The organism is Azospirillum halopraeferens DSM 3675 (assembly GCF_000429625.1).
Taxonomy (GTDB): Bacteria; Pseudomonadota; Alphaproteobacteria; order Azospirillales; family Azospirillaceae; genus Azospirillum; species Azospirillum halopraeferens.
Map to the genome: position 1 here is coordinate 25181 of NZ_KE386930.1, position 15595 is coordinate 40775.

Here is a 15595-nt window from a genome sequence, read left to right on the forward strand (position 1 = left end):
AAGAGATCCGTTCCATTTGGTTTCCGGCCGTGAAGCCCGACAGATCAATGTCTTGCATTGATCGATAGGGGCAGACCGACGGCATCAGAATGATGCCGTCGGTCTGACGCCCGTCACCCCATCGCCATCAGGCTGGCGTTGCCGCCGGCCGCGGTGGTGTTGATGCTGACCACCCGCTCCTCCAGCAGCCAAAGCGGGTCGCCATCCGGGCCGTCGAGCGCCACCAGGGGGCCGGGAGCCTCGGCGAGCCGGCGGTCGAGGGCGGCCAGGCGTTCGGCATCGCCTTCGGCCAGGGCCGCGGCGACGGGGGTGCCGGGCGGGCGCAGGCGGGCCGCCAGGTCCGCCGGCAGGCCGTCCAGCGCCGCCGCCACCGCGGTGTCGGACACCTCCACCACCGCGTCGTTGCCGGTGGCCAGGACGGCCCCGAACAGGGTGAGCAGGCCCGCCGCCGTCTCCGGCAGCAGCCGGACGCAGCCGCGCGGGCGCACGGTGTAGAGGTTGCGCTCACCCACCGGACCCGGCAGTTCCAGCGTCGCGCCGAGGGCGGAGCGGGCGGCGTACGCCTCGCACCGGTCCGCCGCCTCCGCGTGGCCGCGGCCGCGCAGCCAGGCGGTGTACGCGCGCGCGGGCGCCAGGGCCGCGGGGTCGGCGGTCAGGCCGGGGGCGCCGGCCGGGCGCCGGGCGGTGAGGCGGTGCAGGTACAGCGGCCCGCCGGCCTTGGGGCCGGTGCCCGACAGACCATGGCCGCCGAAGGGCTGCACGCCCACCACGGCCCCGACGATGGTGCGGTTGATGTAGAGGTTGCCGGCGGGGGCGCGGGCGACCACCCGCTCCACCGTCGCGTCGATGCGGGTGTGCAGGCCGAAGGTCAGGGCGTAGCCGGTGGCGGTGAGGTCGTCCAGCAGCCGCTCCAGCCCGTCGCGCCGGTAGCGCAGGACGTGCAGCACCGGCCCGAACACCTCGCGCTCCAGCTCCGCCACCCGGTCGATCTCGATCAGGGTGGGGGCGACGAAGGTGCCGCGGGCGGTCTCCGGCGGCAGCGGCAGCGCCTCGACCCGGCGGCCGCGGGCGCGCATGGCTTCGATGTGGCGCAGGATGCCGTCGCGGGCGCCGGCGGTGATGACCGGTCCCACGTCGGTCGCCAGCCGGTCGGGGTTGCCGACGCTCAGCTCCGCCATGGCGCCCCGCAGCATGGCGAGGGTGCGGTCGGCCACCTCCTCCTGCACGCAGAGGATCCGCAGGGCCGAGCAGCGCTGCCCGGCGCTGTCGAAGGCCGAGGCCAGGGCGTCGGCCACCACCTGCTCCGCCAGGGCCGAGGAATCGACGATCAGGGCGTTCTGCCCGCCGGTCTCGGCGATCAGCGGGATCGCGGCGCCGTCGGGACCCCGCCCGGCGAGGCTGCGGCGGATCAGCCGCGCCACCTCGGTGGAGCCGGTGAACAGCACGCCGCGCGTTGCCGGATGGGCCACCAGCGCCGCCCCGACGGTGCCGTCGCCGGGCAGGAGCTGCACGGCGCCCGGCGGCACGCCGGCGGCGTGCAGGATGCGAACCGCCTCCGCCGCCACCAGCGGCGTCTCCTCCGCCGGCTTGGCCAGCACCGGGTTGCCGGCGGCCAGCGCCGCCGCGACCTGCCCGGTGAAGATGGCCAGCGGGAAGTTCCACGGGCTGATGCACACCACCGGTCCCAGCGGTGATCCCAACGGCTCCTGCGCGGCGCGGGCACCGTAGTAGCGCAGGAAGTCCACGGCCTCGCGCACTTCCGCCACGGCGTTGGCGGCGGTCTTGCCGGCCTCGCGGATCAGCAGGCCGATCAGGTCGGCCGTGCGCGCCTCCAGCGCGTCGGCGGCGCGGCCGAGCGCCGCGGCGCGCCCGGCCGGCGGGGTGGCGGCCCAGGCGGGTGCGGCGTCGGCCGCGCGGGCGAAGGCCGCGGCGACATCGGCGGCGGTGGCGGCGACCACGCTGCCCACCACGTCGCGGTGATCGGCGGGGTTGCGCACGGGCTGCGCCGGGCCGGTGGGCTCCCCGTCCGCCGGCAGGGGTGCCGCCCGGCGGGCCGGTGCGGCGCCGGCCGCCAGCGCGGCGGCGAGGGTGCCCAGAACCGCCTCGTCCGCCAGGTCGAGCCCGGCGGCGTTGGCGCGCTCCGCCCCGTACAGGACGCGGGGCAGGGCGATGCGCGGGTGCGGGCTTCCCGGCGGGGTGATCGCCAGGGCCTCGTCCACCGGATCGGTCACCAGCTCCTCCACCGGCACCGCGGGGTCGGCGATGCGGTTGACGAAGGAGCTGTTGGCGCCGTTCTCCAGCAGGCGCCGCACCAGATAGGCCAGCAGCGTCTCATGGGTGCCCACGGGGGCGTAGATGCGGCAGGGCCGCGCCATGGGGCCGACCACCTCCTCGTACAGGCCCTCGCCCATGCCGTAGAGGCACTGGAACTCGTAATCGCCGGGCCGGAACGCCTCGCCGGCCAGGGCGTGCACGGTGGCCAGCGTGCGGGCGTTGTGGGTGGCGAACTGGGGGAAGACCGCGTCGGGGGCGGCCAGCAGGGCGCGGGCGCAGGCGACGTAGGCGACGTCGGTGTGGACCTTGCGGGTGTAGACGGGGAAATCGGCCAGCCCGTCCACCTGGGCGCGCTTGATCTCGGCGTCCCAGTAGGCGCCCTTGACCAGGCGCACCATCAGCCGGCGGCCGCTGCGCCGCGCCAGGTCGATCAGCAGGTCGATGACCGCCGGGCAGCGCTTGCCGTACGCCTGCACCACGAAGCCCAGCCCGTCCCACCCCGCCAGTTCGGGGTCGAAGCACAGGGCCTCCAGCAGGTCCAGGGACAGTTCCAGGCGGTCCGCCTCCTCGGCGTCGATGTTGAGGCCGATGCCGTAGCGCTTCGCCAGCCGTGCCAGATCCGCCAGCACCGGCAGCAGTTCGGCCATGACGCGCTCCGCCTTGGCGCGGGCGTAGCGGGGGTGGAGCGCCGACAGCTTGATGGAGATGCCCGGCCCGTCGATCGGCCCGGCGCCGGCGGCGGCGGCGCCGATGGCGTGGATGGCGGTCTCGTAGTCGGCGCGGTAGCGCTCGGCGTCGGCGGCGGTCAGCGCCGCCTCCCCCAGCATGTCGTAGGAATGGCGGAAGCCCGCCGCCTCGCGCCGGCGGCCGTGGGCGATGGCCTCGGCGATGGTGCGGCCGGCGACGAACCGCTCGCCCAGCAGGCGAATGGCGAAATCGACGCCGCGGCGGATCAGCGGCTCGCCGCCGCGGGCGATCAGCCGGGTCAGCGCCGATGACAGGGCGTGGTCGGCCGCGGCGGCGGTGAGCCGGCCGGTCACCAGCAGCCCCCAGGTGGCGGCGTTGACGAACAGGGAGCGGCCGGAGCCGAGATGGGCGCGCCAGTTGCCGCCGGCGATCTTGTCGCGGATCAGCGCGTCGCGGGTGGCGGCGTCGGGGATGCGCAGCAGCGCCTCCGCCAGGCACATCAGCGCCACCCCTTCGTCGCTGGACAGGCTGAACTCGCGGATCAGCCCGTCGACGCCGCGCGCCGGCGGCTTGGCGCGCAGCGCCGTGACCAGCCGGCGCGCCGTGGATTCCGCCAGCGCCGCGACCTCCGGCGGCAGGGTGGCCCGGGCGATCAGGGGCGGCACGCACACCGGCTCCGGCACGCGGCAGGCGGCGGTCACGGCGTCCCGCAGGGCGTCGCGCCGGCGCAGCGGGCCGGCGAAGGACGCGAAGGGGCGGGGGTCGGCCGGCGGAGCCGGGTCGGAGGAAACGGCGGTGCTGGTCATCGTCGCGGCGCTCCCGGCGGCGCTGTGGAGGTGTGGGAGAAAGGCTAGGGTGGGGAAGGCCGGATTTCCATGGACGGAATTGCCGGGGCTGCCGTAGAAAATCCGGCCAAACACGGGATGGGGCGCGATGACGACGGATCTGGATCGGATCGACCGGCGCATTCTCGCGATTCTCCAGGTCGACGGCCGCATCGCCGCGGTGGACCTGGCGGAGCGCATCGGCCTGTCGCCCACCACCACGGGCGAGCGGCTGCGGCGTTTGCAGAAGGAGGGCTACGTCACCGGCTTTGCGGCGCGGGTGGACCCGCAGCGGGTGGGGCTGGGGCTGCTGGTGTTCGTGGAGGTGCTGCTGGACAAGACGACCCCCGACGTCTTCGACCGCTTCGCCGCCGCCATCCGGCGGGCGCCGGAGGTGCTGGAGTGCCACATGGTGGCCGGCGGCTTCGACTATCTGGTCAAGACGCGGGTGGCGGACATGGCGGCTTACCGCCGCTTTCTGGGCGACGTCCTGCTGTCCCTGCCGGGCGTGCGCGAGACGCGCACCTACGCGGTGATGGAGGAGGTGAAGAACGACGGGCCGCTGCCGTTGTGAGGGCGTCGCGCCGGGTGGGGGGCCCGGCGCGACACCCCTGCCCCTACACCTCGAACCGGATGCCCTGGGCGAGCGGCAGGGCGTCGGAGTAGTTCACGGTCGCGGTCTGGCGGCGCATGTACGCCTTCCAGGAGTCGGAGCCGGATTCGCGGCCGCCGCCCGTCTCCTTCTCGCCGCCGAAGGCGCCGCCGATCTCGGCGCCGCTGGGGCCGATGTTGACGTTGGCGATGCCGCAGTCGGAGCCGGCGGCGGACAGGAAACGCTCCGTCTCCCGCACGTCGGTGGAGAAGATGCAGGACGACAGCCCCTGGGGCACCGCGTTCTGCAGCGCGATGGCCTCGTCCAGCGTGTCGTAGGACAGCACGTACAGGATGGGCGCGAAGGTCTCGTGCCGCACCACGGCGGTCTGGGCCGGCATCTCCACGATGGCCGGTCGGACGTAGCGGGCGTCCGGCCAGCGGTCGGCCAGCACCCGTTCGCCGCCGGTCACCGTGCCGCCGTCGGCGCGCGCCGTCTCCAGCGCCCGCTGCATGGCCTCGAAGGCGTCGGCGTCGATCAGCGGCCCGACCAGGGTGCCGGCGTCCAGCGGGCTGCCGATGGGGATCGAGGCATAGGCGGCCTTCAGGCGGGGCAGGAGCCGCTCGCGCACGTCGCGGTGGACGATCAGGCGGCGCAGCGTCGTGCAGCGCTGGCCGCAGGTGCCGACGGCGGAGAACAGGATGGCGCGCAGGGCCAGGTCCAGGTCGGCCGACGGGGCGACGATCATGGCGTTGTTGCCGCCCAGTTCCAGGATCGAGCGGCCGAACCGTTCGGCGACCGCCACCGCCACCTGCCGCCCCATGCGGGTGGATCCGGTGGCGGACACGACGGGAAAGTCCGGGCAGGCGACCAGCGCGGCGCCGAGGTCGCGCCCGCCGACGGTGACCTGCAGCAGGTGCTCCGGCGCGTCGGCGCCGAAGCGGGCGGCGGCGCGCTCGAACACGCGGCGGCAGGCCAGCGCCGTCAGCGGCGTCTTTTCCGACGGCTTCCACACCACGGGATCGCCGCACACCAGCGCCAGCGCGGCGTTCCACGCCCACACCGCGACCGGGAAGTTGAAGGCGCTGATGACCAGGCAGGGCCCCATGGGGTGCCAGGTCTCGCGCATCGCGTGGCCCGGCCGTTCCGAGGCGATGGTCAGGCCGTAGAGCTGGCGCGACAGGCCGACGGCGAAGTCGCAGATGTCGATCATCTCCTGCACCTCGCCCAGACCCTCCTGAAGGATCTTGCCGGCCTCCAGGGAAACCAGGCGGCCCAGGTCCTCCCTGGCGGCGCGCAGCTCCTCGCCCAGCAGGCGGACCAGCTCGCCGCGGCGGGGGGCCGGCACGGTGCGCCAGGCGTCGAAGGCCCGCCGGGCGTTCGCCGCGATCTCCGGCACGGCGGCCGGGTCGGTTTCGGCGACGCGGCCGATGACGGCCCCGTCCACCGGGGACCGGACGGTCAGGGTGCCCGCCGCGGCGGCCGGGGTCAGGTCGAAGCGGGCGAGAATGGCGTCGTGCTGCACGGGTGAAGACTCCATCGGTCGGCGGGGGGTGCCCGGAGGGGCGTGCTCAGCGCGGCCGTCCGGCCGCCCGGATCTCGGACAGGGTGCGGTTGGGGGTCAGCGCCTCGGGGTCGATGCGCAGGTGGAGGATGGCGGGCAGGCCGGACGCCTGCGCCCGCGCGAAGGCGGGGCCGAAGTCGGCGTCGCGCTCCACCGTCTCGCCATGGCCGCCGCAGGCGCGCGCCAGGGCGGCGAAGTCGGGGTTGCGCAGGGCGGTGCCGCTGACGCGGCCGGGATACTCCCGCTCCTGGTGCATGCGGATGGTGCCGTACATGCCGTTGTCGATCACCAGCACGATGACGGCCGCTCCCTCCTGCACCGCGGTGGCGAATTCGGGAAGCGTCATCTGGATGCAGCCGTCGCCGGCGAAGCAGACCACGGTGCGCTCCGGCTGCGCCAGCTTGGCGGCCACGGCGGCCGGCAGCCCGTAGCCCATGGAGCCGCTGACCGGGGCGAGCTGCGTGCCGAAGCGGCGGAACCGCCAGAAGCGGTGCAGCCAGGTGGCGTAGTTGCCGGCGCCGTTGGTCATCACCGCGTCCTCCGGCAGGTGGGCGCGCAGCCAGCGCATGACCGCGCCCATGCGCAGCGCCCCGGGGGTGTCGGGGGGCTCGTCGCTCCAGGCGCGGTAGTCCGCGTGCGCCACCCGCGTGTGGTCGCTCCGGCCCGGCGGCGGGGCGGGCAGCCCTTCGGCGGCGTCCAGGAAGGCGCCGGGCGTGGCGTTGATGGCCAGCGCCGGGCGGTAGACGCGGCCCAGCTCCTCCGCCCCGGGGTGGACGTGGACCAGGGCGGCGGCCGGTTCCGGGATGCCCAGCAGCTCGTAGCCCTGGGACGGCACCTCGGAGAAGCGTCCGCCCAGCAGCAGCAGCAGGTCGGCGTCGCGCACCCGCGCCGCCAGCTTCGGGTTGATGCCCAGCCCGACGTCGCCGGCGTAGCAGCGGTGGGTGTGGTCGAACAGCATCTGGCGGCGGAAGGTGACGCCGACCGGCAGATCGAACCGCTCGGCGAAGCGGTGCAGGGCGGCGACCGCGTCCGCGGTCCAGCGCGAGCCGCCGGCCAGCACCAGCGGCCGGTGCGCCCGCTCCAGCAGGCCGGCCAGTTCGGCCATGGCGGCGGGCGACGGGGCGGGCTCCGCCGCCCGCGCCGCCGCCGCCGGGGCCGCGTCGGCGGTGCCGGTCAGCACGTCCTCGGGCAGGGCCAGGACGACCGGGCCGGGGCGGCCGGACAGGGCGGTGTGGAAGGCGCGGCTGATCATCTCGGGGATGCGGCGGGGGCTGTCGATCTCCGCCGCCCATTTGGCCATGCCACCGAACATCCGGCCGTAGTCCACCTCCTGGAAGGCGTCGCGGCCGCGCATGCCCCGCTCGATCTGGCCGATCAGCACGACCAGGGGCGTGGAATCCTGCTGCGCCACGTGGATGCCGGCGGCGGCGTTGGTGGCGCCGGGGCCGCGGGTGACCATGCACACGCCCGGCCGCCCGGTCAGCTTGCCCGTCGCCTCCGCCATCATGGCGGCCCCGCCCTCGTGGCGGCACACCACGGTGCGGATGGGGGAGTCGTGCAGGGCGTCGAGCACCGCGAGGTAGCTCTCGCCGGGCACGCAGAACACCCGTTCCACCCCCTGCGCCTCCAGCGCCGCGACGACCAGTCGGCCACCCGTCATCATACCCGTTCTCCCCCCTCGTTCGCTGCGGCCTTCGGCGTGCCGTCCCACCCGTATGTCAGGACGGCACCCGGCAATGTCAAAAGACGTGCCCCGGCGGATTCAAAAACGTGCCCCGGCAGCGTGGGCGATCTGCGCGCCGACCTCGTACCAGGCTTCCCGCGCGGCGCGCCAGCGGGCCGGCTGCGGGTCGGTGACCGGCAGGGGCAGGGCGCTGTCCGGCAGGCTGCCGGACAGGTGCTGCGCCAGGCAGCGCCCGAACACCGTGCCGGGCGCGATGCCGCGGCCGTTGTAGCCGCTGAACCCCACCACCCGCCGGGCCAGCCGGTGGAAGCGCGGCAGGTGGTTCGCGGTCATGCCGATCCAGCCGTACCACTGCGTCTCGAACACCGTGCCGCGCAGGGCCGGGAACAGCCTGGCCAGCGCCCGCCGGCCCCAGCCTTCGTGGATGGCCCGGCCGCCGCCGCGCAAGGCGCCCACACTGCCGAAGACCAGCCGCCCGGCCCGGTCGAAGCGGAAGGAGCTGAGCACCGCGTTGGTGTCCCACGCCCCCTGCCGCTCCGGCAGGATGGTCCTTTGCAGCTCCGCGTCCAGCGGCGGCGTCGCCATGTTGAAATAGGGGAGGTGGACGAGTTCGGCGCGCACCTGCGGCCAGGGGCCGGCGGGGCAGGCGTTGGTCGCCACGATCACCCACGGGGCGCGCACGCTGCCGCCGGGGGTGTGCAGGCGCCAGGCCGTCCCCTCGTCGACGGCCGCCGTGACGGGGCTGCCGGTGTGGATGCGGGCACCCGCCGCCATGGCCGCTGCCGCCAGCCCGCGGGCGTAGGCCAGCGGCTGGATGGTGCCGGCGCGCCGGTCGAGCAGGGCCCCGGCATAGGTCCGCGTCCCCGTCAGGCGGGCGGTGTCCGCGGCGTCCAGCAGCTCCACCGGGGCGCCGCGGGCCTGCCACTGGCGGGCGCGCTCGCGCAGTTCCTCCAGCCCGCCGCGCCCCGCCGCGCAGTGGAGCGTGCCGCGGTGCTCCGCCTCGCAGTCGATGCGGTGGCGCCGCACCAGGTCGAACACGGCGGCCGGGGCGTCGCCCAACAGGTCGAGCAGCCGCGGCCCGTAGACCGGCCCCAGTTCCGCGGGCAGCCGGTCGGGCATCACCCACATGCCGGCGTTGACCAGCCCGACGTTGCGGCCGGAGCCGCCGAACCCGATCTCCGCGCCCTCCAGCACCGCGACGGTGGCGCCGGCCTCGGCGAGGTGGAGCGCCGCCGACAGGCCGGTGTAGCCGGCACCGACGACGGCGACGTCGGCCATGGCGTCGCCGGTCAGGGCGGCGGTCGTCGGCGGCGGCGGGGCGGAGCACTCCCACAGGCCGTGGCTCAACGGATCGTTCTGCATGCGGGCTGGCCCCTGGTCATGACCGGACCGCATCATCCTGGCGCGCCCGATCCGTTGTTTCAAACGATGGTGGCGTGTAATGTCATGAGCAAACGGAATGACCCTGGCCGCGACCGGAGGCGGCACCGATGACCATCGTGCGGCGGTTCCTGCCGTCCATGGCGCTGCTGTCCGCCTTCGAGGCGGCGGCCCGCCACCAGAGCTTCACCGCGGCGGCGGCCGAGCTGAACCTGACCCAGAGCGCCGTCAGCCGGCAGATCCGCGCCCTGGAGGAGGTGCTGGGGGCGGAGCTGTTCGTGCGGGAGCGGCAGACCGTGCGCCTGACCCTGGCCGGGGAGCGCTACGCCCAGACCGTGCGCGAGGCGTTGCAGCACATCTCCGCCGCCACCCTGACCTTCCGGGCCAACCCGCGCGGCGGCACGCTGAACCTGGCGATCCTGCCGACCTTCGGCACGCGCTGGCTGGCGCCGCGCCTGCCGGGGTTCCTGGCCGGGCATCCGGGGATCACCGTGAACCTGACCACCCGGCTCGCGCCGTTCGACTTCCGCATCGACGCGGTGGACGCGGCCATCCATTTCGGCGCGCCGGACTGGCCGGGGGCGGAGCTGGACGACCTGATGGGCGAGACGGTGGTGCCCGCGTGCAGCCCCGCCCTGCGCGACCGGCTGCGCCCGGCCGGTCCGGAGGACCTGCTGGACGCGCCGCTGCTGCACCTGGTGTCGCGCCCCGACGCGTGGGAGCGCTGGTTCGAGGCGGCGGGGGTGCCGGCCAAGGGTGTGCGCGGCATGCTGATCGACCAGTTCGCCACCGCCGCGCAGGCCGCCACCGCCGGCCTCGGCGTCGCCCTGCTGCCGCGCTTCCTGTTCGAGGCGGAACTGGCCCGCGGCGACCTGGTGGAAGCCGTCGCCGCCCCGGTGGAGAGCCCCGGCCGCTACTACCTCGCCTGGCCCGGCCGGCGCGAGGGCTACCCGCCGCTTCAGGCGTTCCGCGACTGGATCCGCGCGGAGGTGGCGGGGCGGGGCGAGCGCACCGCTTCCGCAACAGGCGTTGACGCAGCGTGTTGATAGGCGCATCTATCAATGCAATCCGTCAACCAAGGCGCTTGCCATGATCACATCATTCATGACCGCCTCGACGCCGCCGCACGCACCGGAGCCGGCCGCGACGGCCGCCGTCGGGTGCCATGTCGATATCGACCGGCTCACCGACATCACGACCAGGGTGGAGGCTGCGGCGACATTGCTGAGCTTCGCACTGGCATCGACGGGCATCGAAGCACGGCTTCCCAAGCCCGGGCGTGCCGCTGTCCCGGACATTCCCGCGTCGGCACTGTGGTCGTGGGAGGTGACGCGTGCGTGCCGGAACCGGTTGAACGAAATCTCCGCCGCAATCCACAGCCTCTCGGCCGCGTCCGGGGCGTTTTCGCCCACCCGACCGGCGGCGTCCGCAATCGGCTGGCTGCTGCCCCTGACCTCGGCCGGCAGGCACCTGGGCGTTCTGATGGAACGGGACCGGGAGAAGGGGGTCAGGGAACTCATCACTCAGTTGGGCGTGGTCGACCGGGAACTTGAAGCCACGCAGAAACTCATCGTCACCGTGTCCAATGCCCTGGCGCCGGATCACAGGGATGGCGGAACCGATGGAGCGGGCTTCGCCGGTGCACGCGATGCGCTGCTGGAACGTGCGGGTGGCTCCCTGTCACTGACCGAGGCGGCCGCCGCCATGGGCATCAGCAGGCAGGCGCTGCACCGCCGGATCCGGACCGGCAGTGCATTGGGGATGATGCGCGACGACGAGATCGTCATCCCGGTGGTCCAGTTCGTCGACGGTTCCGGTACGGCGGCGGGCAAGAAGGTGGTGCGACCGGGCATCGCCCCGGTGGTGAAACTGTTCGAGACGTCCGGGGCGGGCCCGTGGTCGGCGCTTCAGTTCCTGATCGACACGGACCCCAATCTGGGGCGCCCGCCCGTCGAGGCGCTTGCCACGGGTGATCCGTCGGCGGTGAGGGCTGTCGAGCATGCGGCCAGGGCCTATCTCGGCGAGGAGAATGGGGGGGAGGAGGGTGGATGACGGCACCGGCCTTGCCGTTTCCACGGGGCCTGAAGTCGGAAACCATTCCGGCGGGAGCGGCGCTCGTCCGAATTCACCGGGACGACAACGGTCCGATCTGGTTCGGTCCCGGGCCGGGAGCACCGCCCGCCTACAGGTTCGATGCGCCCGGCGGTGAATACCGGACGCTTTATGCCGCCGCAGCCCTGGAAGGTGCGTTCGTCGAGACGGTTCTGCGCAAGCCGAAGGGGCGCATCCTGAAGCGGGAGTTCGTCGACCGCAGGGTGTGGACGTCGCTTGCCCCGACCCGCCCTCTGGCCGTTGCGAAGCTCTACGACGAAGGTCTGCTGTGGCACGGCACGGATGCCAACGTCAGTTCATCCGATGACTACGGCGAATCCCGGCGAATTGCCCTCAGCCTGTATGCAACCTTCACCGATCTTGACGGAATCGCCTACAGGGCGCGCCACGACAACGGAGAGATCTGCTACGCCCTCTTCGATCGGGTGTCAGCGGCCGAACTCGATCCCGGTCCATCGGCCCGTTTCCGGGACGATCCGGCGATGGTTGATGCCCTGATGCGGCGCTACGGCGCCGTGTTCGACACCGGCGCACCCCTGCCGCCGCGTCCGTGATGGGCCGGGCATGAACACCGGCCCATCCGGATACCCCCGTCCGGACAGCCTCGACTCCCACAGGTTGGAATTATTCTAACTGATGGCGCCGCCCGTGCCGACGACCGGGCGCGGTGACGGTCCGCCCCACGCCGCACACACGACAAGGGAGAGAACGATGGCACGCAAGCCCGACGCCGACGAACGCGTCCTGACGAACCGCCAGGGACACCCCATCACCGACAACCAATCGCAGCGCACCGTGGGGCCGCGCGGCCCGGCGACGCTGGAGAACTACCAGTTCCTGGAGAAGATCACCCATTTCGACCGGGAGCGCATTCCCGAGCGCGTGGTGCATGCCCGCGGCTTCGTCTGCTATGGCGAGTTCGAGGCGACCGGCAAGATCGGCGAGGAGCCCGCGTCCACATACACCCGCGCCAGGCTGTTCCAGACCGCGGGCAAGAAGACGCCGCTGGCCATCCGCTTCTCCACCGTCATCGGCGGCCGGGATTCGTCGGAGGTGGCGCGCGACCCGCGCGGCTTCGCGGTGAAGTTCTACACCGAGGACGGCAACTGGGACCTGGTCGGCAACAACCTGGCGGTCTTCTTCATCCGCGACGCCATCAAGTTCCCCGACGTCATCCATTCCCTGAAGCCGGATCCGGTGACCTTCCGGCAGGAGCCGAACCGCATCTTCGACTTCATGAGCCAGACGCCGGAATCCATGCACATGCTGACGCACCTGTTCAGCCCGCGCGGGATTCCCGCCAGCTACCGGCACATGGAAGGGTTCGGCGTCAACACCTACAAGATGGTGAACGCCGCGGGCGACACGGTGCTGGTCAAGTACCACTTCCATCCCCGCTGCGGCGTCGCCAGCCTGACCGCGGCCGAGGCGGCCAAGGTGCAGGGGGAGGATCTCGGCTCCGCGTCGAAGGACCTGTATCAGGCGATCGAGCGCGGCGAGTACCCGCAGTGGGATCTCTACGTCCAGATCATGGAGGACCACGACCACCCCGAACTGGACTGGGACCCGCTGGACGACACCAAGATCTGGCCGGAAAAGGACTTCCCGCTGCGCCACGTCGGCGTCATGACGCTGAACCGCAACGTCGAAGATTTCTTCAATGAGAACGAGCAGATCGCCATGGGCACCGGCGTGCTCGTCGACGGGCTCGACTTCTCCGACGACAAAATGCTGGTGGGGCGGACGTTATCCTACTCCGACACGCAGCGCTACCGGGTCGGTCCCAACTACCTCCAGCTTCCGGTGAACCAGGCGAAGAACGCCCGCGTGGCGACCAACCAGATGGGTGGCCAGATGTCGTTCCACCGCGACCTGGCGCCGGGGCAGAACCCGCACGTGAACTACGAGCCGTCCATCCACAACGGCCTGCAGGTGTCGGCGCGCGAGGCGCCCAACAACCCGCCGGAGATCCGCGGCCGCCTGACCCGCGCGGTGCTGGAGCGCCGCAACGACTACGCCCAGGCCCGCGCCCGCTACTGCACCATGATGGCGTGGGAGCGCGACGACCTCGTTCTCAACATGGGCACCCTGCTGGGGCAGTGCGAGCGCGACGTGCAGGAGCGCATGCTGTGGCACCTGTTCATGGTCCACGACGATTACGGCGCCCGGGTCGGCAGGGCGCTGGGCCTGACGGCCGACGACGTCCGCCACCTGGCCCCCCTGCCGGGGCAGGTGCTGACCGACGCGGAGCGCAAGCGCCTGGCATCCCTCGGCGCCAACGGCGACACCATCGACCCCACCGTGTGGGGGCAATGGACCGGTTCCGTCGTCAACCACATGGTGACGGCCGCCGACGTGCTGGGCGGCCTGCGCACGCCGCTGTCCAGCCAGCCGCCGCAGCAGGGCCGCGCCGCGGAGTAGGCCGGTCGTCCCTCCTCCGGCCCGGCCGGAGGAGGGCCCGGCGGCGCGGCACGGCATCGGCGTGTTCGGCTTGCCGGTGCGTGCGAGGGATGTATAGTGGCGCATCGTCAACCCGAAGCGATCGCTGCGTCATGCCCGATGATGCCCTGCGGATTGAGATCCGCGACATCCTGCTGTGGGCGGAGCGCGCCGAGAGTCGCGCCGGACTTCCCGAACTGGTGCACCGCCTGATCCGCGAGACCGTGCGCGTCCGCCTCCTCGACCTGCCAACGGGCGATGTCGTTAAATATCCGGGCTGGGACGGGGTGGTGGTCGCCGACCGCTCCGCCTTCGTGCCCGAGGGTCCATCGGCCTGGGAAATGGGGGTTGGCGCGAATCCGCGCGCCAAGGCCGACGACGACCATGCGAAGCGGCTTGCGAACCCCCTTGGCCTCGACCCGGCGCAAACCGCCTTCGTCTTCGTCACCGCCCGGGAATGGCCGGGCAAGCGTGCCTGGGCCAAGGCGCGGCGGGCCGAGGGGGTGTGGAGGGACGTTCACGTCCTGGACGCCGGCGACCTGCACCAGTGGCTCACCGACGCCCCCCGTGCTTCGCTGTGGTTCGCGGCCGAACAGTTGGGCCGCCCGGCCGCCCGCGACGCCTTCGTCGAGCCGACGCGCGACTGGCGTCCCGAGGCCCTTGCCGTCGACAAGAGCCCCCTGGCGTGGCTGACGTGGAACGCCCGCCTCACCGACCTGATCGGCCGCGACGCGGAGACGGCGGACCTCCTGGCCTGGGCGCGCAGCGGCGGCGGGGTGAGCGTGCGCCTGCTGGCGGGCGAGGGCGGCACCGGCAAGACCCGCCTGGCCCACGAGGTTGCGCAGACGCTGGCGCAGGACCCCGGCTGGGCCGCCGGCCTGGTGCCCGCCGACCGGCCGCTTCCCCTGGACGCCGGGCGCGCCGGCTGCCTGCTGCTGATCGACTATCCCGAGGAACGGCGTGACGCCCTCGCCGCCCGCCTGCGCGAGGTGGCCGCGGCGGCGGCCGACCCGGACCGGCCGGTGCGCGTCCTCCTGCTCAGCCGCCGCGGGCCGGAGGAGTGGGACGCCGCCTTGCAGGACAGCGGCGCCCACCTCCGCGCCGCGCCGCCCCTGATTTTGGGCGAGCGGATGGACCCGGCCGCCGCCCTGGCCATCTTCCGCTCCGCCCTGGCCCGCGTGCCGCGCCCGCCCGGCGCCGCCGCGCCGCAGGAGGTGACGGAGGAGGCGTTCCGCGCCTGGCTCGACCGGGTGCCGATCAACCACCGGCCCCTGCTGATCGCCGCCGCCGCCATCCAGGCGGTTGCCGACCCCGCCCGCGCCGTGGTCGACCTCACCGCCGCGCAGGTGGTCGACGCCCTGGCCGACCGCGAGGCCCGGCGCCTGCGCCGCCTTGCCGAGGCGCACGGCTTCGCACGGGACGCGCTCTGCCGGCTGGCCGCCCTGGCGGCGGTGCGGGGCGCGCTGGACGGGCGCCTTCTGCGCCGCCTTGCCGCGCCGGACCTCGACCTCGGCCTCGGCCCGGCGACCGGCCTGATCGACCGGCTGGAGCCCACCGGCCTGCTGGCGGCCGGCCGCTTCCCGGCCCCCCGGCCGGACATCGCCGCCGCCGCCCTGACCCTCCGCACCCTGGCCGCCCGTCCCGATGACGCGCCGGAGTGGCTGTGGGCGGTGGTCGAGGACGCGCCGACCGAGACCCTGGCCCGCCTGGAACGCCTGAGCTACGACATCGACGTGGTGCTGGGCCACCACGCCCGCGGCTTCTCCCGCTGGCTCACGGCCATGGTCGACGGCCGGGTGGACCGGGCCACCGTGGTCGACGCCCACCTGCCGCCGGTGGACCTGTCCCCCACCGTCTCCCCGCTGGCCGCCGCGGCGCTCCGCGTCCGCATCGACGCGGGCATCGCCGACCGGGCGGAGTTGGCGGGGGCGCTGAACAACCTGTCGGTCCGCCTGTCGTCCGCTGGCGACGGAGCGGGGGCGCTGGCGGCGGTGCGCGAGGCGGCGGGGCTGTACCGGGACCTGGCGACGGCGAACCCG

Annotated in this window: 10 protein-coding genes; 6 read left to right on the plus strand and 4 right to left on the minus strand. The window is 73.6% G+C overall.

The annotated features are described in order from the left end of the window. Positions 1–113: 113 nt before the first annotated feature. The gene (gene putA, locus G472_RS0129560) at positions 114–3767 is read right to left on the minus strand and encodes a trifunctional transcriptional regulator/proline dehydrogenase/L-glutamate gamma-semialdehyde dehydrogenase (protein ID WP_029011285.1); all 3654 of its coding nucleotides are present in this window, start codon (positions 3765–3767) and stop codon (positions 114–116) included. A gap of 127 nt (positions 3768–3894) precedes the next feature. Between putA and G472_RS0129565 the strand changes: the two genes are divergently transcribed. Beyond that, positions 3895–4359 (plus strand): Lrp/AsnC ligand binding domain-containing protein, encoded by a 465-nt coding sequence (locus G472_RS0129565; protein ID WP_029011286.1) that lies wholly within the window; start codon positions 3895–3897, stop codon positions 4357–4359. A gap of 43 nt (positions 4360–4402) precedes the next feature. On the opposite strand, the gene amaB is transcribed toward G472_RS0129565, so the two are convergent. From amaB to G472_RS0129580, 3 genes are all read right to left on the minus strand, one after another. Continuing rightward, entirely contained in the window at positions 4403–5902 is a 1500-nt protein-coding gene (amaB, locus tag G472_RS0129570; protein ID WP_029011287.1) for an L-piperidine-6-carboxylate dehydrogenase, read from the minus strand. A 46-nt stretch (positions 5903–5948) separates the two neighbouring features. After that, positions 5949–7601 (minus strand): thiamine pyrophosphate-binding protein, encoded by a 1653-nt coding sequence (locus G472_RS0129575; protein ID WP_342667970.1) that lies wholly within the window; start codon positions 7599–7601, stop codon positions 5949–5951. Between the two features lie 102 nt (positions 7602–7703). Next, on the minus strand, positions 7704–8987 hold the full coding sequence (locus G472_RS0129580; protein ID WP_029011289.1) for an NAD(P)/FAD-dependent oxidoreductase: 1284 nt from the start codon (positions 8985–8987) through the stop codon (positions 7704–7706). Between the two features lie 128 nt (positions 8988–9115). Here G472_RS0129580 and G472_RS36415 point away from each other — a divergent pair, with 128 nt between their 5' ends. The 5 genes from G472_RS36415 to G472_RS39630 all read left to right on the plus strand — a co-directional run. Continuing rightward, on the plus strand, positions 9116–10051 hold the full coding sequence (locus tag G472_RS36415) for a LysR family transcriptional regulator (protein WP_051341579.1): 936 nt from the start codon (positions 9116–9118) through the stop codon (positions 10049–10051). Positions 10052–10109: 58 nt separating this feature from the next. Continuing rightward, positions 10110–11057, plus strand: a complete 948-nt coding sequence (locus G472_RS39275; protein WP_051341581.1) for a hypothetical protein — start codon at positions 10110–10112, stop codon at positions 11055–11057. Next, complete coding sequence (locus G472_RS38470) at positions 11054–11671, plus strand: RES family NAD+ phosphorylase (protein ID WP_084536987.1); 618 nt, start codon at positions 11054–11056, stop codon at positions 11669–11671. The genes G472_RS39275 and G472_RS38470 overlap by 4 nt, the downstream gene beginning before the upstream one ends. Before the next feature lie 157 nt (positions 11672–11828). Continuing rightward, complete coding sequence (locus tag G472_RS36425) at positions 11829–13538, plus strand: catalase (RefSeq protein WP_035694224.1); 1710 nt, start codon at positions 11829–11831, stop codon at positions 13536–13538. Positions 13539–13669: 131 nt separating this feature from the next. Next, positions 13670–15595 (plus strand): hypothetical protein (locus tag G472_RS39630; protein WP_029011291.1); only part of this gene is annotated, 1926 nt, incomplete at its 3' end.

Bases quoted from the DNA above. Each gene is read 5' to 3' on its own strand.
- G472_RS36425 (WP_035694224.1), top strand. From the start codon at position 11,829: ATGGCACGCAAGCCCGACGCCGACGAACGCGTCCTGACGAACCGCCAG.
- G472_RS38470 (WP_084536987.1), top strand. From the start codon at position 11,054: ATGACGGCACCGGCCTTGCCGTTTCCACGGGGCCTGAAGTCGGAAACC.
- G472_RS0129575 (WP_342667970.1), bottom strand. From the start codon at position 7,601: ATGACGGGTGGCCGACTGGTCGTCGCGGCGCTGGAGGCGCAGGGGGTG.
- G472_RS0129565 (WP_029011286.1), top strand. From the start codon at position 3,895: ATGACGACGGATCTGGATCGGATCGACCGGCGCATTCTCGCGATTCTC.
- G472_RS0129580 (WP_029011289.1), bottom strand. From the start codon at position 8,987: ATGCAGAACGATCCGTTGAGCCACGGCCTGTGGGAGTGCTCCGCCCCG.
- G472_RS36415 (WP_051341579.1), top strand. From the start codon at position 9,116: ATGACCATCGTGCGGCGGTTCCTGCCGTCCATGGCGCTGCTGTCCGCC.
- G472_RS39275 (WP_051341581.1), top strand. From the start codon at position 10,110: ATGACCGCCTCGACGCCGCCGCACGCACCGGAGCCGGCCGCGACGGCC.
- putA (WP_029011285.1), bottom strand. From the start codon at position 3,767: ATGACCAGCACCGCCGTTTCCTCCGACCCGGCTCCGCCGGCCGACCCC.